General features: G+C 39.6%; 13 protein-coding genes and 1 pseudogene. 9 read left to right on the top strand and 5 right to left on the bottom strand.

From position 1 onward, the window contains the following. Positions 1-81: 81 nt before the first annotated feature. From ffh to rpsP, 3 genes are read left to right on the top strand one after another with little or no spacing between them, the layout of a single operon-like run. Positions 82-1,650: a signal recognition particle protein gene (gene ffh / locus ACFIMG_RS01425; protein WP_375638445.1), complete on the top strand. Its 1,569-nt coding sequence runs from the start codon at positions 82-84 to the stop codon at positions 1,648-1,650. Positions 1,651-1,674: 24 nt separating this feature from the next. Further along, positions 1,675-2,004 carry a chorismate mutase gene (locus ACFIMG_RS01420; RefSeq protein ID WP_375678677.1) on the top strand — a complete coding sequence of 110 codons (330 nt, stop codon included), beginning with the start codon at positions 1,675-1,677 and terminating at the stop codon, positions 2,002-2,004. A 16-nt stretch (positions 2,005-2,020) separates the two neighbouring features. Further along, positions 2,021-2,395: a 30S ribosomal protein S16 gene (gene rpsP / locus ACFIMG_RS01415; protein WP_375612227.1), complete on the top strand. Its 375-nt coding sequence runs from the start codon at positions 2,021-2,023 to the stop codon at positions 2,393-2,395. A 135-nt stretch (positions 2,396-2,530) separates the two neighbouring features. Here rpsP and ACFIMG_RS01410 read toward each other — a convergent pair whose 3' ends face one another. Next, the gene (locus ACFIMG_RS01410; RefSeq protein ID WP_375606032.1) at positions 2,531-2,746 is read right to left on the bottom strand and encodes a DUF1674 domain-containing protein; all 216 of its coding nucleotides are present in this window, start codon (positions 2,744-2,746) and stop codon (positions 2,531-2,533) included. A gap of 83 nt (positions 2,747-2,829) precedes the next feature. Between ACFIMG_RS01410 and htpX the strand changes: the two genes are divergently transcribed. The 3 genes from htpX to ACFIMG_RS01395 all read left to right on the top strand — a co-directional run bounded on the left by htpX (position 2,830) and on the right by ACFIMG_RS01395 (position 7,098). Next, positions 2,830-3,876 (top strand): zinc metalloprotease HtpX, encoded by a 1,047-nt coding sequence (gene htpX, locus ACFIMG_RS01405; RefSeq protein ID WP_375678676.1) that lies wholly within the window; start codon positions 2,830-2,832, stop codon positions 3,874-3,876. Between the two features lie 47 nt (positions 3,877-3,923). Then, entirely contained in the window at positions 3,924-5,288 is a 1,365-nt protein-coding gene (locus ACFIMG_RS01400) for an RsmB/NOP family class I SAM-dependent RNA methyltransferase (RefSeq protein ID WP_375678675.1), read from the top strand. A gap of 64 nt (positions 5,289-5,352) precedes the next feature. Further along, positions 5,353-7,098 carry a heparinase II/III family protein gene (locus ACFIMG_RS01395; RefSeq protein ID WP_375678674.1) on the top strand — a complete coding sequence of 582 codons (1,746 nt, stop codon included), beginning with the start codon at positions 5,353-5,355 and terminating at the stop codon, positions 7,096-7,098. Between the two features lie 927 nt (positions 7,099-8,025). Here ACFIMG_RS01395 and ACFIMG_RS01390 read toward each other — a convergent pair. From ACFIMG_RS01390 to ACFIMG_RS01380, 3 genes are all read right to left on the bottom strand, one after another. Beyond that, positions 8,026-8,178, bottom strand: a complete 153-nt coding sequence (locus tag ACFIMG_RS01390) for a DUF1127 domain-containing protein (protein WP_273790070.1) — start codon at positions 8,176-8,178, stop codon at positions 8,026-8,028. 345 nt (positions 8,179-8,523) lie between these two features. Next, positions 8,524-10,143, bottom strand: coding sequence for a bifunctional phosphoribosylaminoimidazolecarboxamide formyltransferase/IMP cyclohydrolase (gene purH / locus ACFIMG_RS01385; RefSeq protein WP_375678673.1), 1,620 nt, complete (start codon positions 10,141-10,143; stop codon positions 8,524-8,526). Between the two features lie 622 nt (positions 10,144-10,765). Then, positions 10,766-11,548, bottom strand: a complete 783-nt coding sequence (locus ACFIMG_RS01380; protein WP_375678672.1) for an SURF1 family protein — start codon at positions 11,546-11,548, stop codon at positions 10,766-10,768. Positions 11,549-11,844: 296 nt separating this feature from the next. Between ACFIMG_RS01380 and rpmB the strand changes: the two genes are divergently transcribed. The 3 genes and pseudogenes from rpmB to ACFIMG_RS01365 all read left to right on the top strand — a co-directional run. After that, on the top strand, positions 11,845-12,162 hold the full coding sequence (gene rpmB, locus ACFIMG_RS01375) for a 50S ribosomal protein L28 (protein ID WP_375612235.1): 318 nt from the start codon (positions 11,845-11,847) through the stop codon (positions 12,160-12,162). A gap of 119 nt (positions 12,163-12,281) precedes the next feature. Continuing rightward, a complete protein-coding gene (locus ACFIMG_RS01370) occupies positions 12,282-12,965 on the top strand; it encodes a VUT family protein (protein ID WP_375645287.1) in 684 nt (227 codons plus the stop codon). Positions 12,966-14,151: 1,186 nt separating this feature from the next. Continuing rightward, positions 14,152-14,298 (top strand): annotated as a pseudogene (locus tag ACFIMG_RS01365) (HaeIII family restriction endonuclease); the annotation flags it as partial. A 48-nt stretch (positions 14,299-14,346) separates the two neighbouring features. Here ACFIMG_RS01365 and cobT read toward each other — a convergent pair. Continuing rightward, a complete protein-coding gene (gene cobT, locus ACFIMG_RS01360) occupies positions 14,347-16,239 on the bottom strand; it encodes a cobaltochelatase subunit CobT (RefSeq protein ID WP_375678671.1) in 1,893 nt (630 codons plus the stop codon). Positions 16,240-16,250 lie beyond the last annotated feature (11 nt).

Genomic DNA, 16,250 nt, shown 5'->3' with positions numbered 1-16,250 from the left:
TCTCAGAGGTCAACATCCGACGGCGCGATGCGTTCTCGGATGCTATTTTGGTTTGTTTGTTATGCAACAATGAGGTAAATGATGTTTGAATCCTTGCAAGAGCGACTTGGTTCTATCCTGTCTCATTTGACGGGACGTGGCGCTTTATCGGATCAGGATGTTGTAGAGGCGCTGCGTGAAATTCGTCGCGCTTTATTGGAAGCTGATGTTGCTCTTGATGTTGTGCGCTCTTTTACCGATAGAGTTCGGGAAAAAGCTGTTGGGGCCGAAATCGTTAAATCAATTAAACCAGGCCAAATGGTGGTTAAAATTGTTCATGATGAATTGGTTCATATTCTTGGAAATGAAAGCGTTCTGAGTGATTTAAATGCACCAGCTCCTGTTGTTATCATGATGACTGGTTTGCAAGGTTCGGGAAAAACAACCACAACAGCAAAGCTTGCAAAACGTTTTACTGATAAGCACAATAAAAAAGTTCTCATGGCGTCATTAGATACACGCCGTCCCGCTGCACAGGAGCAATTGCGCCAATTGGGAGAACAGGCAAAACTTGCAAGCTTGCCTATTATTGCGGGTCAGCTGCCCGTTGATATTGCATCACGTGCTGTGCAGGCTGCTAAATTGGGTGGTTATGACGTGCTTCTTCTTGACACAGCAGGACGTAATCATATTGATGAAGCTTTGATGCTCGAATTGGCTGAAATTAAAGCATGTTCCCTTCCTCATGAGATTATGTTGGTGGCTGATAGTTTGACGGGGCAAGATGCCGTTCATCTTGCTCGTTCTTTTGATGAGCGTGTAGGGATTACGGGGATTATTTTAACACGGATGGATAGTGATGGGCGTGGTGGTGCTGCTCTTTCCATGCGTGCTGTTACAGGTAAACCAATTAAAGCAATTGGAACTGGTGAAAAAATAGATGCTTTAGAAGAATTCCATCCCAGTCGTATTGCTGATCGTATTCTCGGAATGGGGGATATTGTTTCTTTGGTTGAAAAAGCTGCTGAAACAATGGATCACGAGAAAGCTGCTGCTTTTGCAAAAAAAATGCAAGCTGGAAAATTTGATCTGAATGATCTTGCAGAACAGTTGCAGAAAATGAAAAAACTGGGTGGAATGGGCGGTATTATGGGCATGTTGCCAGGAATGGGGAAGGTCAAAGAGCAGATTGCGGCTGCGGGGTTTGATGATCGTTTGTTTGATCGTCAATTGGCCATTATTTCATCTATGACACCCAAAGAGCGGGCGAATCCAGAGCTTTTAAAACATAGCCGCAAACAACGAATTGCTAAGGGGTCTGGTACGACAGCGGCTGATATTAATAAACTTTTGAAGATGTATCGCCAAATGGCTGATATGATGAAAGCCATGGGTGGTAAAGGAAAAAGTGGTTTTATGGGAAAAATGTTGGGAGGCCTTGGTTCCAAAATGGGTTTGGGTGGTATGGGAAACTTGGGAGGGGATTCTCCAGCTATGCCGGATTTGTCGGGATTGGATCCAAAGCAATTCTCAATGCTTCAAAAGCAAATTGAAAATGGTAATGGAGGGAAGCTCTTGCCCGGACTTCCTAAGCGTGGACCTACATTTCCTGGTCTTTCCAATGGCATTGTCGATGGGGGAAATTTTCCTCAGCATCCTAAGAAAAAATAAGATGTAAAGAGGGAAAGGAATATAATGCAGGAAACACTATTAAACGAATTGGCACATTTACGAGCATCCATTGATAATTTTGATGCAACCTTGATTCATATCTTAGCAGAGCGATTTCGTTGTACGAAAGCTGTTGGGCGCTTAAAAGCCCGTTATGATTTGCCTAAAGTAGATCCTCTGCGTGAGCAATATCAGGTAGCGCGTTTGCGGCAATTGGCTATTGATAGTCATCTTGATCCTGATTTTGCTGAAAGATTTTTAAAATTTATTATTAAAGAAGTTGTGAGTCATCATGAAGTTATTGCTGAAGAGCAAAAAACAAAAAAAGTCAATTTAAACGAAAGCCAGAGATGACAATAGGAGATAAAATATGGCATTGAAAATTCGTTTGTCCCGTGGAGGTTCAAAAAAACGTCCTTACTATCATATCGTCGTTGCAGATGTTCGTAGTCCGCGCGATGGGCGGTTTCTTGAACGTGTTGGTGCATGGGATCCAATGTTGCCTAAAGATGGACCGAGGGTGAAACTTAATGAAGAGCGTATCCAATATTGGCTTGGGCAAGGGGCTCAACCAACAGATCGCGTTTTACGTTTTTTAGATGCAGCTGGCTTGAAAAAGCGTCCAACTCGTAATAATCCACATAAAGGTGAACCGGGTAAAAAAGCACAAGAACGTATAGCAGCAGCAAAGCAAGCGGCAGAAGAAGCAGCGGCAGCGGCTGAAGCAGAATCTGCTACAGCATAAGAAGCATGGTTGTTTAATCAACGTGTTTTTAAAAGCTTTAGAAAAATAAATATTATCCGTTTTTGTCTATCAAAAACGGATTTTCTTTAAAAAGCTGCTTGTTTAAATCGCGCTGGTTTTTTTAAATCAATGGTTTTAAAAATCAATGGCGCGGCCTTTAATTTCCCAGTCTCCATAGCGGGAAGGGTCTTTGCCGCCGCGTCCGCCGTTTTCTAAAGGTTGTTCTTTTTTTGTTGCGCGTTTTCGTCTTTCTTCAGCTTCTTTAAGGGCGCGTTGTGCTGCGGGAGAAAGAGATTGCTGTTTAATGACAGTTGCATTTTTTTTGCTTGTTTTCTCATCTTTTTTATTCATTTTACACCTATTCCATTGAAGAAGCAGAAAGAAAACACCATCATATAGTATTGATTGACTTTTATCATGGAGTTTTTTGAGTAATGAATATAATGCGTACAGCTATGCTTTTGGCTTTTTTAACTGCTCTCTTTATGGGAGTTGGTTATCTTGTTGGAGGGGGTGGTGGCATGGTCATTGCTCTTTTAATGGCAAGTGGTTTAAACTTTTTTTCTTATTGGAATTCAGATAAAATCGTTTTACGCATGTACGGGGCGCGTGAAGTTGATCAGCATTCAGCACCAGTTTATTATAAGATTGTAAGCGATTTAGCTAAAAAAGCTTCTCTTCCTCAACCAAAAATTTATGTTATTGAGAATGCACAGCCAAATGCTTTTGCAACGGGACGTAATCCGCAAAATGCAGCTGTTGCTGCAAGTACTGGGTTGTTAGAGCGGTTAAGCGCTGAGGAAATTGCCGGCGTTATGGCGCATGAGCTCGCACATATTGAGCATCGTGATACGTTAACAATGACTCTAACCGCAACGATTGCAGGGGCAATTTCAATGCTTGGTAATTTTGCTTTCTTTATGGGAGGACAGCGTAATTCTTCAGAAGATTCTCATGGCGCTGGGGCAATTGGAGGATTTATTGCATTGCTCGTGGCGCCTTTTGCAGCGATGCTGGTGCAAATGGCGATTAGCCGTACACGGGAATATGCTGCGGATCGTAGAGGGGCTGAAATATGTGGTAATCCTTTATGGTTGGCTTCGGCATTGCGTAAGATTGCTGATGGGGGACGTGGGGTATATAATGAAGAAGCAGAGCATAATCCAGCAACCGCGCATCTGTTTATTATTAATCCTTTGAGCGGTGAGGGAGCGGATAGTCTTTTTTCGACACATCCAGCAACTGCAAATCGTATCGCTGCTCTTTATCGGCAAGCAGAAGAGATGAAAGGGGCTCTTGCCAAAAGTGTGGGATGGAATAAAGAAGACGCTATACATGAAAAAAGCAGCGGGATGAACTATGGAGATTTTCATAGTGGTCAGGCTCATGTATTAGGTGAGAAAGAAAATAGTTCTTTTCAGCGCGTTACAAAACGTCCTTCTTGGCTTCGTTATGAAAATTCAAAAAGATCTCGTTCATAGAGTTATTGAGGGAGCTCTTGAGAAAACTGTGATATAAAGGTGGTGGTTTGAAACACAAAAAAGCGGGGCATGTGTCTGAAAAAAATGTTCCAGGATTAGCTGTTCGACAGGTGTGTGTGCGTCTTTTGGGGGCGGTAGTTGATAAGTACACGTCTCTGTCTGGTTTGACGGATAATGAACACGGACATCCACAATATTTGAAGCTTTCACAACGAGATCGTTTATTATGTCGGGCTATTTTAACAGCTTCATTGCGTCATCGAGGGCAGATTATGGCGGCTCTCTCACGCTTTTTGGCGCGTCCTTTGCCTTCACAAGCACTTTCACTTCAGCATCTTTTGCATATCAGTGTTGCACAAATTCTTTATCTTGATATTCCCGATCATGCGGCTATTGATTTAGCTGTGCGTGTGGCGAAACTTGATCCTCGAATGCGCCGTTTTTCAGGGGTGGTGAATGCTCTTTTGCGCAATGTTGCACGTGAGGCAGAGCCTTTACGTCAACAAGTTCCTACCATTGAAGGTGTGCCAGCGTGGTTTGGACAGCTTTTAATATCAGCTTATGGAACAGAAAAGGCACATAAGATTATCGCAATTCAAAGTGTGGAACCTCCTTTCGATTTGACAGTGAAATCTGATAGTGGTGGATGGGCTGAAAGGCTTGGCGGTGTGGTATTGCCCAATGGTTCTGTTCGATTGAAGCGTCTGGAGTGTTCTGTTTCTGATTTACCAGGCTATCGTGAAGGGTCTTGGTGGGTTCAAGATTTTGCAGCAGCTTTGCCTGCTTGTTTACTTGGGAGTATTGAGGGTAAACGCGTTGCTGATCTTTGTGCGAGCCCTGGAGGAAAAACAGCACAATTGGCTTTGCAAGGGGCTGAGGTGACTGCAATTGAGCTTTCTGCTAACCGCATAAAGCGTTTAAAAGAAAATATGGAACGGCTTCATTTTTCAGTTCATATTTGGCAGGGCGATGTGAAAAATTTCTATCCCACACAGCTTTTTGATGCGGTTCTTCTTGATGCTCCTTGTTCTTCTACAGGAACAATCCGTCGTCATCCAGATATTTTATGGACGAAATCGAGGGAAGATATCGTCAAGTTAGCGGCGTTGCAATATGATTTGCTTGTCGCAGCAATTTCTTTGGTAAAGGAGGGGGGGCGGATTGTTTTTTCCAATTGTTCGTTGGCAAGAGAAGAAGGTGAAGATCTTATTGAGAAAATTTTATCGATACGCAATGACATTGTTTTAGACCCTATTTATCCAGAGGAAATGGGAGCACTGGAACATTTGCTTTGTGGGGGGATGTTACGGACAACGCCTGCGGATTTTTGTCATAAAAATTTTGATGCTGAGAAAACCGTATTTTTAGGAATGGATGGTTTTTTCGCTGCGCGCTTACGAAAAATTGCTTAATTAACGCTTCATTTACAAAAATGGTCGAAATTGTATTTGATTCAGCATAAATGGAGATGAAATTTTGGCGGTTGCGGTAAAAGCTCCTCAGGTAAAAGTGGCAACCTGTATCGATACGATACAGAATGTTATGCGGCGTTTATGGGTTGGACCATTGTTTCGTTGGCGATTTTCAGGGTTTCGTCCTCATAAAATTTTAGCGCATCCCATGGATTTGCATGTAGCTGATCCGATGATGGCGCATGAATTTTATCATGGTCGTTTTGCTTTTGCTGGTCATATTGTTCATTCTGGTGCTGTTTCGCCGTTTTCATTGGTTCCACCAACGCTAGAATGGGAAGCGGCTCTACATGATTTTCATTGGTTGCGCCATATGGAGGCAGCAGGAAGTGATTTAGCTTCTGCACATGCGCGCTCTCTTTTAGAAGATTGGTTTGACCATGCTGGCAAGAAGGTAAAAGGACTTGCTTGGAGTGGTCCTGTTGTGGCGCGGCGCTTGATTTCATGGATTTGTCATTCGAAAATGTTGTTAGAAGGGGCAAGTGAGCGGTTTGAAAAACGCTTTTTGCGTGCACTTGGTTTGCAATTTCGTTATTTGCGCGTAACAATTTGTAGTATGGAGCACAATGATCAACGATTACAAGCAGCTGTAGCTTTGACGTTTGCATCTCTTGCTTTGCCTGTTTCTGCGGCAGTGAAAAAAAAGGTACAAACCACACTTATAGAGGAGCTTTCTCGTCAAATCCTAGTTGATGGTGGGCATATTTCCCGTAGTCCTGTTATTTTGCTGAATTTGTTATCGGATTTATTGTCGTTACGGCATCTTTTTATGCGTAGCAATGAAACAGCACCCCGTATTTTGATTGATTCTGTTGAGCGTATGTTGCCAGCTTTACGATTCTTTATCCATGAGGATCAAACGTTGGCCCATTTTAATGGGGTTGGTCCCCTTGTGTCGGAACGATTATCATCACTTTTGGAGCTTGATGAAACAGGAGGACATCCTTTTAGTTATGCCCGTTATTCAGGATTTCAGCGCTTAAAAGCCAATCAAACAACAGTGCTTGCAGATACAGGAAAGTTTCCACCCCGCTCTGTAGCACAGCAGGCTTGTTCGGGGTGTTTGTCTTTTGAAATGTCTTCACAAGGGCACCGTTTTATTATCAATACCGGTGTTAACCCTGATGGGCGGGAAGAGTATCGACATTTAGGGCGTGTTACTGCAGCACATTCAACAGCTACGCTTAATGATTGTTCAGTGGGTGCTTTTTATCATAAAAAGAAAAATGGCGCGCCATTTTTGTTTGATGGACCAACAGATGTTCAAGTGTGCCGTATAGAGGATTCAGAGAAGACAGGTTTTATTGCGAGTCATAATGGTTATGTGCGACCCTTTAATCTTATTCATGAGCGTGGTCTTATTTTGGCGACAAATGGAGATACGATCGAAGGTTTTGATCGCTTTTTTATGCCAAATAAAGGGAGAAAGAGACACAAGAGTGTGCAAAATGAACAAAATTATGTTGCTGTTCGGTTTCATCTTCATCCACAAGTTGAAGTTAACTATGATGGCAAACGTGTGTGTTTAGCCGTAAAGAACGAGAACGTGAAGAGCGAACAAGTATGGTATTTTATATCGCCTGACGCAGATATTTGTCTTGAAGATTCGATTGATTTTGCAGAATTAACAGGTCCACAACGGACACAACAGATTGTTTTATATTTTCGTCCTGCATTTCAGGAAAAAGTTCGTTGGCGTTTTATCCGTAAAGCGTTTGATAAAAAATTAGAACATTATTCCAACCCATAGTATATTGCGTTTTATCTTGCGTGTCGCAAAACATTATCGTTTATTGTAGTAATATTCTCAAAATTTGAAGATCATATCAATTTTATACATGAAGAGTTTTGTTAGAGTATGGGGTGGATGTTTTTAGGCAAGGTTTGCTCATAGAATCTCATGAGGTGATGCTAAAAGGGATTGGCTCCAGAAAAAAAGTTTTTTGAAAGACCATTGTTGACAGATGAGTACTAGTTAAAGATTTTAATCCTTTAAAGATATGGAGAGAAAATTAAGCTGTTGCTTATCTTCGATAAGTTTTTAAGTGTGCTGTTGGGATCAATATTTATCTCTGAGAGAGTTGCATTAATAGGGCTACACTCCTCACGAAAAACAGAGCACTATTGTATTGTATATTCACGGACTTATTTTAAAGAAAAATCCCTTAACGCTTCCAAGCTTATTTTGCGACGATGCCCGTGATGGGTATAACGGTAAATCCATTAAGCACCCCCCATCTTTACGCTTATGAAGGAGCAGTTCGGCACTATCACACTATTTATCAGTGCCCAATGTTTGTAACAAGCTCTTGGCATTAGAGATAGTTCATAAGAGGCATTTTTAGCCTTTTCTTAATAGCTTTTATCCATACAGCTCTCCCCGCTTGTAACGTGCAGGCGAATGGTTTTGATTGATTCAACATACATAGATTTGAAATGGAAGAATTTTACGGTATTCGGAGTTCTAATTCAATATGAATAACGCTAAATTATCATTATAAATCAAATGTTGTATAGCACAGAAGCACTGAAAATTTGAGAAACAATACATTACAATGGTCGAGAAAAACAACTCTTCTGCTCTTTGTTATTATACTAAAAATGAAGTTATAATAACAAACCACAAAATGCATGCTTTTTCATAGCAAAGCATTCTCTCAAATATTTCAAACAACTTTCATAAAGATTTACGCGAATAACGTCGTGCAATTGAATCAATATCACCTCGACAAATTCCAAGATCGCTGAGTTCATATGTTGAAAGACGACTTAACGCATTAACGGTTCGACGATAACGGCGCCAATTACTATAAAAACGTAGAATATTCATATCCTCTACTCAAACTTTTCATTACACTCTTTAGTTTAAGAATAGAGTATATTACTAAAAAGAGTTGTGTTATAATATCATAGCAGGTATGCATCTAATACAAGATAATGTCCCTTTAACATTTTTCTCATGCGAAAGGGTAACCATTAAAAATATCAACAAGAACATCTTATCCCTAACCAATGGCTAAATTATGTGCATTTTCTGCGGTGATAAACTTCTTCACGTGTAGATTCTTTGGATTGAATAACTGCTTCCATTTCAATAGTTATCAATAGTTATACGATGATTATGAAAAATTCCTTGAAACATTTGTCTCATACGAAGAGGGAATCAGCAAAATTATTAATGGCGGAAGTGACGTGTTCCTGTAAAAACCATTGCTAAACCCTGTGCATCAGCAGCGGCGATAACTTCTTCATCACGCATGGAGCCTCCTGGTTGAATAATTGCTGTTGCCCCTGCTTCAGCTGCTGCTAATAAACCATCTGCAAAAGGAAAAAATGCATCTGATGCAACAACAGATCCTTTTGTAAGGGTTTCTGTTAAGCCTGCTCTTTGCGCACTTTCTGCTGCTTTACTTGCAGCAATTTTTGCTGAATCGATGCGGCTCATTTGTCCGGCTCCAATTCCAACTGTTGCGCTATTTTTCGCGTACACAATAGCATTTGATTTAACGTGCTTTGCTACACGAAAAGCAAATTGAAGATCACGCATTTCATCTTGAGTTGGTGCCCGCTTTGTCACTACTTGCAATTTAAGATCATCGACTACCACGTTATCACGTGATTGCACTAAAATGCCTCCCGCAAGTGTTTTCGCAAGAAGTCCTCCACAGCGTGGATCAGGAACTCCACCTGTAATGAGCAAACGAAGATTTTTTTTCTTGGCAATAATTTCACGTGCCGCCATTGTGGTATCAGGAGCAATAATCACTTCTGTAAAAATTTTAACAATCTCTTCAGCACATTCCTCATCAAGGGTTTGATTTAAAGCAACTATTCCACCAAATGCCGATACATTATCACACATAAGAGCTTTCAAATAAGCTTCTTTCAAATTTTCTCCTTCCGCAACACCACAAGGATTGGCATGTTTAATAAGAGCGACAGCAGCGGTTTTTTGCGGATCAAATTCTGCCACAAGTTCAAAGGCTGCATCTGTATCATTCAGATTGTTATAAGAAAGCGCTTTGCCTTGTAAAAGTTTTGCTGTTGCAATACCAAAACGTTTTTCATTATTGCGATAAAATGCTGCCTGTTGATGTGGATTTTCTCCATAGCGCATAACACTTTCAAGATGACCGGAAAAACTCTGCCACGATGGAGTTTCAATTTCTAAATCCCTTGCAAACCACGATGCTATTGCCGTATCATAAGCAGCGGTGTGTGCATAAGCGCGCATTGCTAGCTGATGACGCATAGATAAACTTAAACATCCATTATGCTGCTTTAATTCAGCTAGAATCGAATCATAATCTTTTATCGCTGTTACAACACCGGTATAAGCATAATTTTTTGCCGCGGCGCGAATCATCGCCGGTCCACCGATATCAATATTTTCAAGAATCGTTTGCCCATCGGCTCCCAATAGGATCGTCTCTTCAAAAGGGTAAAGATTCACCACCAAAAGATCAATTCCATGAATGCTGTTCTTTTCCATAGCTTCCCTATGGTTAGGATCTTCTCTTACCCCTAACAAAGCACCATGAATCAAAGGATGGAGTGTTTTTACACGCCCATCCATTATTTCAGGAAATCCGGTAACTTCAGCAACATCTTTTACGGGTAAACCAGCCGCTATGAGGGTTTTGGCTGTTCCTCCTGTTGAAATTAATTCAACATTGTAAGTAGCATGAAGGGCTTGTGCAAAAGCAACCACACCCGTTTTATCAGACACAGAAAAGAGAACACGACGAACCCGATGAAGATCAGGTATGGGAAAATTTTTGGCAACAACACCCATAACAGCAGCCTTAAAAATGAAAGAGTTAAAATTCTAGTAAAACACGCTTATACGTTTATAGCATAAGCCTTTAGCAAAATACACTGAAAGGATAAACTGTCTTTTTAGAATATAGGATGATTCACCTTTTTCTATTATCCTGTAAAAAACTCTCATTTGAGGTGTGGTGATAGGTATAAAAGTCTCATTGAGACATTAAATGTTTTTTTTGTTGCTTATAACTCAACATCTCATCTTCATAGCAGTTGTGAAACAAAAAATGCTTCCGTATATTCTCTGCTATATTAGCTTTTATACTAGATGAAGGCGAAAGTATTGCGTATATCAATTGGAGTAATCTCTGAAATGGGAAATAATCTAATGAAGCAAGAATATAAAATTATAAAGGCAAAAATGAGTTCTCATCTTTCCTATTATTTTTAAATTTGGCTTTATGTTTTTCAAAAGCGTTTATGACGATTTTTTGAAAAGTGTCGCGTAAATCTTTTGTGGATGGTATAAAGATCTATTGTATGCCTATGATCTTTAATTTAACAAAGGCGCAAGTTGGTAGATTTTATTCTCTTTATCAGTTTTCAAGATTCTAAAAATTTTTGTTACTTGAGATGGAAGAGGTATTTTTTTAGTTTTTTTGCCGTAGCAGAAAAAGAAAACCTCCTAACACACCAGCAGCTAAAATAAACCACGTGATTGCATAAACGAGATGATTATTTCGAAAATGAATAATCGTAAGACCAACGACGGGAAGATTTGCTTGTGGAGATGTTTTTCTGGCATCAATGAAATAAGGAGCAACAGTGGATAAACCAAGTTTTTGTGCCATAGCGGGGAGATCGCGCGTATACCATAAATTTTTGTCAGGATTATTTTTACGCGGGAAAAATCCATTTTTTTCACTCATGCGTAATAAACCTATAATCATTGTTTGTTCTGTGTCCGTGGTAGAATTTTGCTGAGATGAGGCATTTGTATGCGATTTCTCTGTGTTTTGAAAATTATTACGTTCATCCATGGGGATAAAGCCACGGTTGATAAAGATCAGTGTATTATCAGCAGTTTGTAAGGGAGTCAAAACCCAATAGCCTGTAGTATTTTGAGCGGCAGCAGTGACTAAAATATTTTTATCTGTTAAAAATTTTCCTGTGATAATAACAGGTTGATATTCATATTTTTCAAAAGTAACATCTGACCATTGATTTTTTGGAGGGGCTTTTATGGGGGGCAAATGAATGCGCTGATTAGCACTGGTGATAAGATTTGTTTTCCAGTTTAACCGTTGTACTTGCCATATACCTAATGCACTGAAGAGAAGAAAAAAACAAATACATAAAGTTCCAAATAAAAAAGAAGAAAAACGGCAAGAATTTCCCTGAAGCTTTGTCATGGGGGGGGCTTTTTTGCTCATGATTTGTGCTTCCTTTCGGGACAATAGGCTTTTATTCTAACATGGTATATATTAAAAGAAACATTTTGTACGCTTTTTGGCAGAATTTGCACGCCTTATTGAGGAAAAAGATGAAAAATGAGCCAACAAGAGATGAAAAAGGTTTTATAAAAGACTTGACCTTTTGTTGTCGACCCCCTATTAGAAAGAAACTTCCCAATGATGCCCGTTCAAGGTTGCATTGCGCGTGTTTTGCGTTCATTGTGTCCTTTGGGTATGGGGATTTGAAAGTTTCTTAGAGTTTAAGGGTGAAGTTTATGTCTCGTGCATGTGAATTGACAGGGAAGACGGTTCTGTATGGTAATAATGTTAGCCATGCGAATAATAAGACTCGGCGTCGTTTTTTACCAAATCTTTGCAATGTGACATTGATTTCAGAGGTGTTACAGCAAAGTTATCGCTTGCGTATTTCAGCAAATGCATTGCGTTCTGTTGAGCACCGCGGTGGTCTTGATGGTTTTTTGATTAAAGCAGACGATAAAGAGTTGTCGCAACGTGCGCGTTTGCTAAAACGCCAAATCATTAAGAAAAAAGCTGAGCAAGAAGGTGAGCAAAAGGCTGAACAGGCAGCATAATTGTTAGCGCCATTCTTTTTGGTTTATTAACGCTTTGATTTCGGTTTTCTGTTCTAGAAGTTAAGTTTTTTGCAGGTTGATCGGTTCATTTTATTGGTTCCATATCCCAGGTTAAAAAAATGTCTTCAAGCGGTCTTTTATTAGAACAGCAAAAGAAAAGGTATGTTGTTTTTTCTATTTTTGCAATGTGCCTTGCTGTCACGGCTTCTAATATTTTAGTTCAATATCCTGTCTATTGGTTTGATTTGAATGAGCTGTTGACTTACGGGGCTTTTACCTATCCATTTGCTTTTCTAATCAATGATTTGACCAATCGTTTTTATGGTCCATTTGCTGCGCGGCGTGTGGTTTATGCTGGTTTTTTTACGGGTGTCTTTGTTTCTTGGATATTGGCGACACCACGGCTTGCACTTGCTTCTAGTTTTGCATTTTTATTTGGGCAACTCCTTGATATTGTGGTTTTTACTCCTTTGCGACGTAAAACATGGTGGAAAGCACCTTTAGCAGCAGCGTTGGTTGGTTCAGCTTTGGATACAGTGCTGTTTTTTGCTCTTGCTTTTTCTAGCTCGTTTGCTGTTTTTGATAAGATAACAGGGTATGCAGATAGTTCACTGGTGGAGAGTACTGTTTTGGGAGGGATAGGCATGCCAGTTTGGCTATCGCTTGCTTTTGGTGATTTTTCGGTAAAAATTATTATGAGTCTGTTGATGTTGATTCCTTATGGGACAATTCTTAACATCGTAAAGCTTCCTCTTTATCAATGTCATTCAAAAGATGATTCCTCTTTTGTTTGTCACAAATAAGGATTTTTGTCTTTTTGTTTTCCTGAAGCCAAGAAAATTGTACGCTATGCTTGGTGTGACACGTTAGTTATAATGGATACTTTATCATTTACCAACTTAAGTAAGAACTCCAACACAAAACGCTTTTTTATTTCAAAATTCTCTTGTGAGGAAAAGATAAAGTCATTTGTTTGAGAAGGGGATAAATATGCTTTTTACAAATGATTCAATGTGACAGAAATTGCAACTGATGTTTATTAATAGATTGATTTAAAATGATAACTTATATTTTTCATTTGAGTGAAAGAGCCCAATATCATAAAATTTTACGCGTTTTAAATACTCTTATATTGAGTTAATAAAAATCATTTGCTTGCCTATGTTATAAGAGGAATTGGCGTGCGGACAACGTCATTTGAGAAAGCAATACTCTTATGAAGAGCTTTAATGTAATAGAAGTGCAATATTAGGCGCTGGAAGTATATTGATTTATCTTAAAAACATTGGAAGCTTGAAAGTAGGATTTTGCTTTTGGCTTGTAGCTTGTAAAGTAAAGGATGATTCTGGATTGTGCATTATGCCATATATGGGCGCTGTCGTGAAATAAGCTTGGAAGCAAGGAAGAATGTTTCTTTAAAGTAGGAGTGCGGATAAGATATATAATGGTATGTTCTTTTTCGTGAATGAAGTAATATTCTTTTTTTCGTGTTTTTCTTATATTTTATGTGAGTAAAGATTTTTTCTTTTATCTAGGAGATGGGAGCTTATGTTGATAGATCACCCGTGGTGAGTACTGTTTTGGGAAGGTTAGGGAACAGGTTGGCTTTCGCTTGCTTTAGCGATTTTTGCCGAAAAATTGCTATGAATCCATTTATGCCGATTCTTTTATAAAATAATTCTTAGTGTTTAAAATATCCTCTTTGGATGATTCTTCTTTTGCGTATAATAAATACAGCTTTTATCTTTTTGTGTTACTGAAGGTGAAAGTCTAGGCATTATATTTTCTGTGAGATCAGCACTTTAGAGCTATGTCTAGTGGAGATATTTTTCTATATACGTGTATTTAAATATAATGAATAACACAAGATCGAGACAAAAACGGGTAATTATTCAGTCTTTTAATTTGAAGGGCACTCTGGGATATGGACGTAAATGAAAAATTCCAAGAAAAGTTTTATCAGTCGCAATATAACCAGAAAGTAAAAACAAACTCATTACAATTTTTGAAGATGGTTGGAGCATTTCTTTTAGAATTCATAATGCATCCAGTAAAGTAGAAGCTTCTTTAAAGTTCGATATTCAATTTGTGGGATTATCTTCTCAGGTTGTTAGCCATCAAATTCCGATGGTTTAATGATAGAGATAATTTTTAAAATGTAATCGTTGCTGATTCAAGGCAGGTTTATTTCTTATGAATATGAGTCCTTTTATCACTAAAAAGTATTTCTAATTGTTTTGTTATGGCGTCGGCGAGTTCTTCAGCATTCATAATTGTTACAGCACGTTGATAATAACGTGTGACGTCATGACCAATTCCAATGGCAATGAGTTCGATAGGGGAGTGTGTTTGGATTTCTTGAATCACTGCGCGTAAGTGTTTTTCTAAATAATTGCTGGAGTTGACCGATAGTGTCGAATCGTCAACAGGAGCACCATCAGAAATGACCATGAGGATGCGACGTTGTTCACGCCGTGATAAAAGGCGTTGATGAGCCCAAATCAAAGCTTCTCCGTCGATATTTTCTTTTAATAATCCTTCTTGCATCATTAAACCTAAATTGCGTCGTGCGCGACGCCATGGGGTATCAGCACTTTTATAGATGATATGGCATAAATCATTGAGGCGTCCAGGATTATGGAGTTTGTTTTGGGTAAGCCATTGTTCGCGCGATTTGCCCCCTTTCCAAGTTTTGGTGGTAAAACCTAAAATTTCAACTTTGACACCACAACGCTCAAGAGTTTGTGCCAAAATATCAGCACAACTTGCAGCAACGCTAATGGGGCGTCCGCGCATTGAGCCAGAATTATCAATGAGGAGTGAAACAACTGTGTCCCGAAATTGGGTGTTGCTTTCCATTTTAAAAGAAAGGGGTTGCATGGGGTCAATAATTAGACGTGGAAGCCGTGTTGTATCAAGATATCCTTCTTCAAGGTCAAAGTTCCAGTTGCGATTTTGTTGCGCCATCAAGCGGCGCTGGAGACGGTTTGCTAAACGTCCAACGATGTTTTGGAGATGATTGATTTGCTTATCAAGATAACGGCGTAAGTGATCTAACTCGTTTTCAGAACAAAAATCTGTTGCTTCCAAAATTTCATCAAATTGACGGGTGAAGATTTTATAATTGCCAAGTCTTTCCATTTGTTCCGAATCAGAAAAAAGGTGTTTGGGTTTGCTCGGCTTTTCTTGCCAAGGTCCATTTTTTTGCTCGCCGTCAGCTTGATCATTGTTGTTTGATTGTGTCGCTTGTGTTTTTCCGTCATCTTGCACATCACTTTCTTGTTCAGTGCTGGTTTGTTCTTCACTTTGAGCGTGTTTTTTGTTTTTACTCTCTTCTTCTCTTTGGTCTTGAGGTTCACACGCATTTTTTAACTTTTTATTGTTTTCACTGTTAGAAGCTTCAGCTTGTTGCACTGTCATTTTGAGTGTAACAAGCATTTGGCGAACAATCTGTGCAAAAGCTTGTTGGTTGTAAATATGATGTGGGAGTTCATTGAGTTCTGCTGCTTTTTGTTCGAGTTCTTTACGCCACAATTCTAAGACAGAACCCGCTTCTCTTGGAGCTGCGCGCTTTGTTATTTTTTCACGCAATAAAAGTGCAATCGCTTCTTGGATGGGGGCTTCACTTTGGTTGCTAATTTTATGATAATGGGCTCTTTTGTATTTATCGGCGAGCATGACATCAAGATTTTTTGCAAGTCCCTCCATGGCTAAAGTACCAATTGCTTCAACACGTGTTTGTTCGAGGGCATCAAAGATAGCACGTGCTTCTGATTCTGGTGGAGAAAATTGCATGTGAATGCGGTTGTCATGCCATGCTTTGCGCAGAGCCATGGAATCACCTAGTCCGCGGGTAATAGTGATGTCTTTATTCGTTGCGTATTGAGGTAATTCTGGTAAACGCGCGCAACTTTCGCTTAAAGATGGTCGGTTATGACTAAAGGAAACTTCAAGGTTGTTTGTGCCTGCAATCGCACGCATACAGGTGGAAAGTGCTTTTTTTAAAGCTTCAGCATTAAGAGTGTTGTTGGAAGAATCTTTTGCCGGATTTTTGTTGTCGCCAATATCGGTAGCCATGAGTGACAGAT

Source organism: Bartonella sp. AP11XZML (assembly GCF_042196445.1).
Taxonomy (GTDB): Bacteria; Pseudomonadota; Alphaproteobacteria; order Rhizobiales; family Rhizobiaceae; genus Bartonella.
The sequence above is the reverse complement of the archived record's forward strand: the minus strand, read 5'-3'. Positions and strand labels throughout refer to the sequence as shown.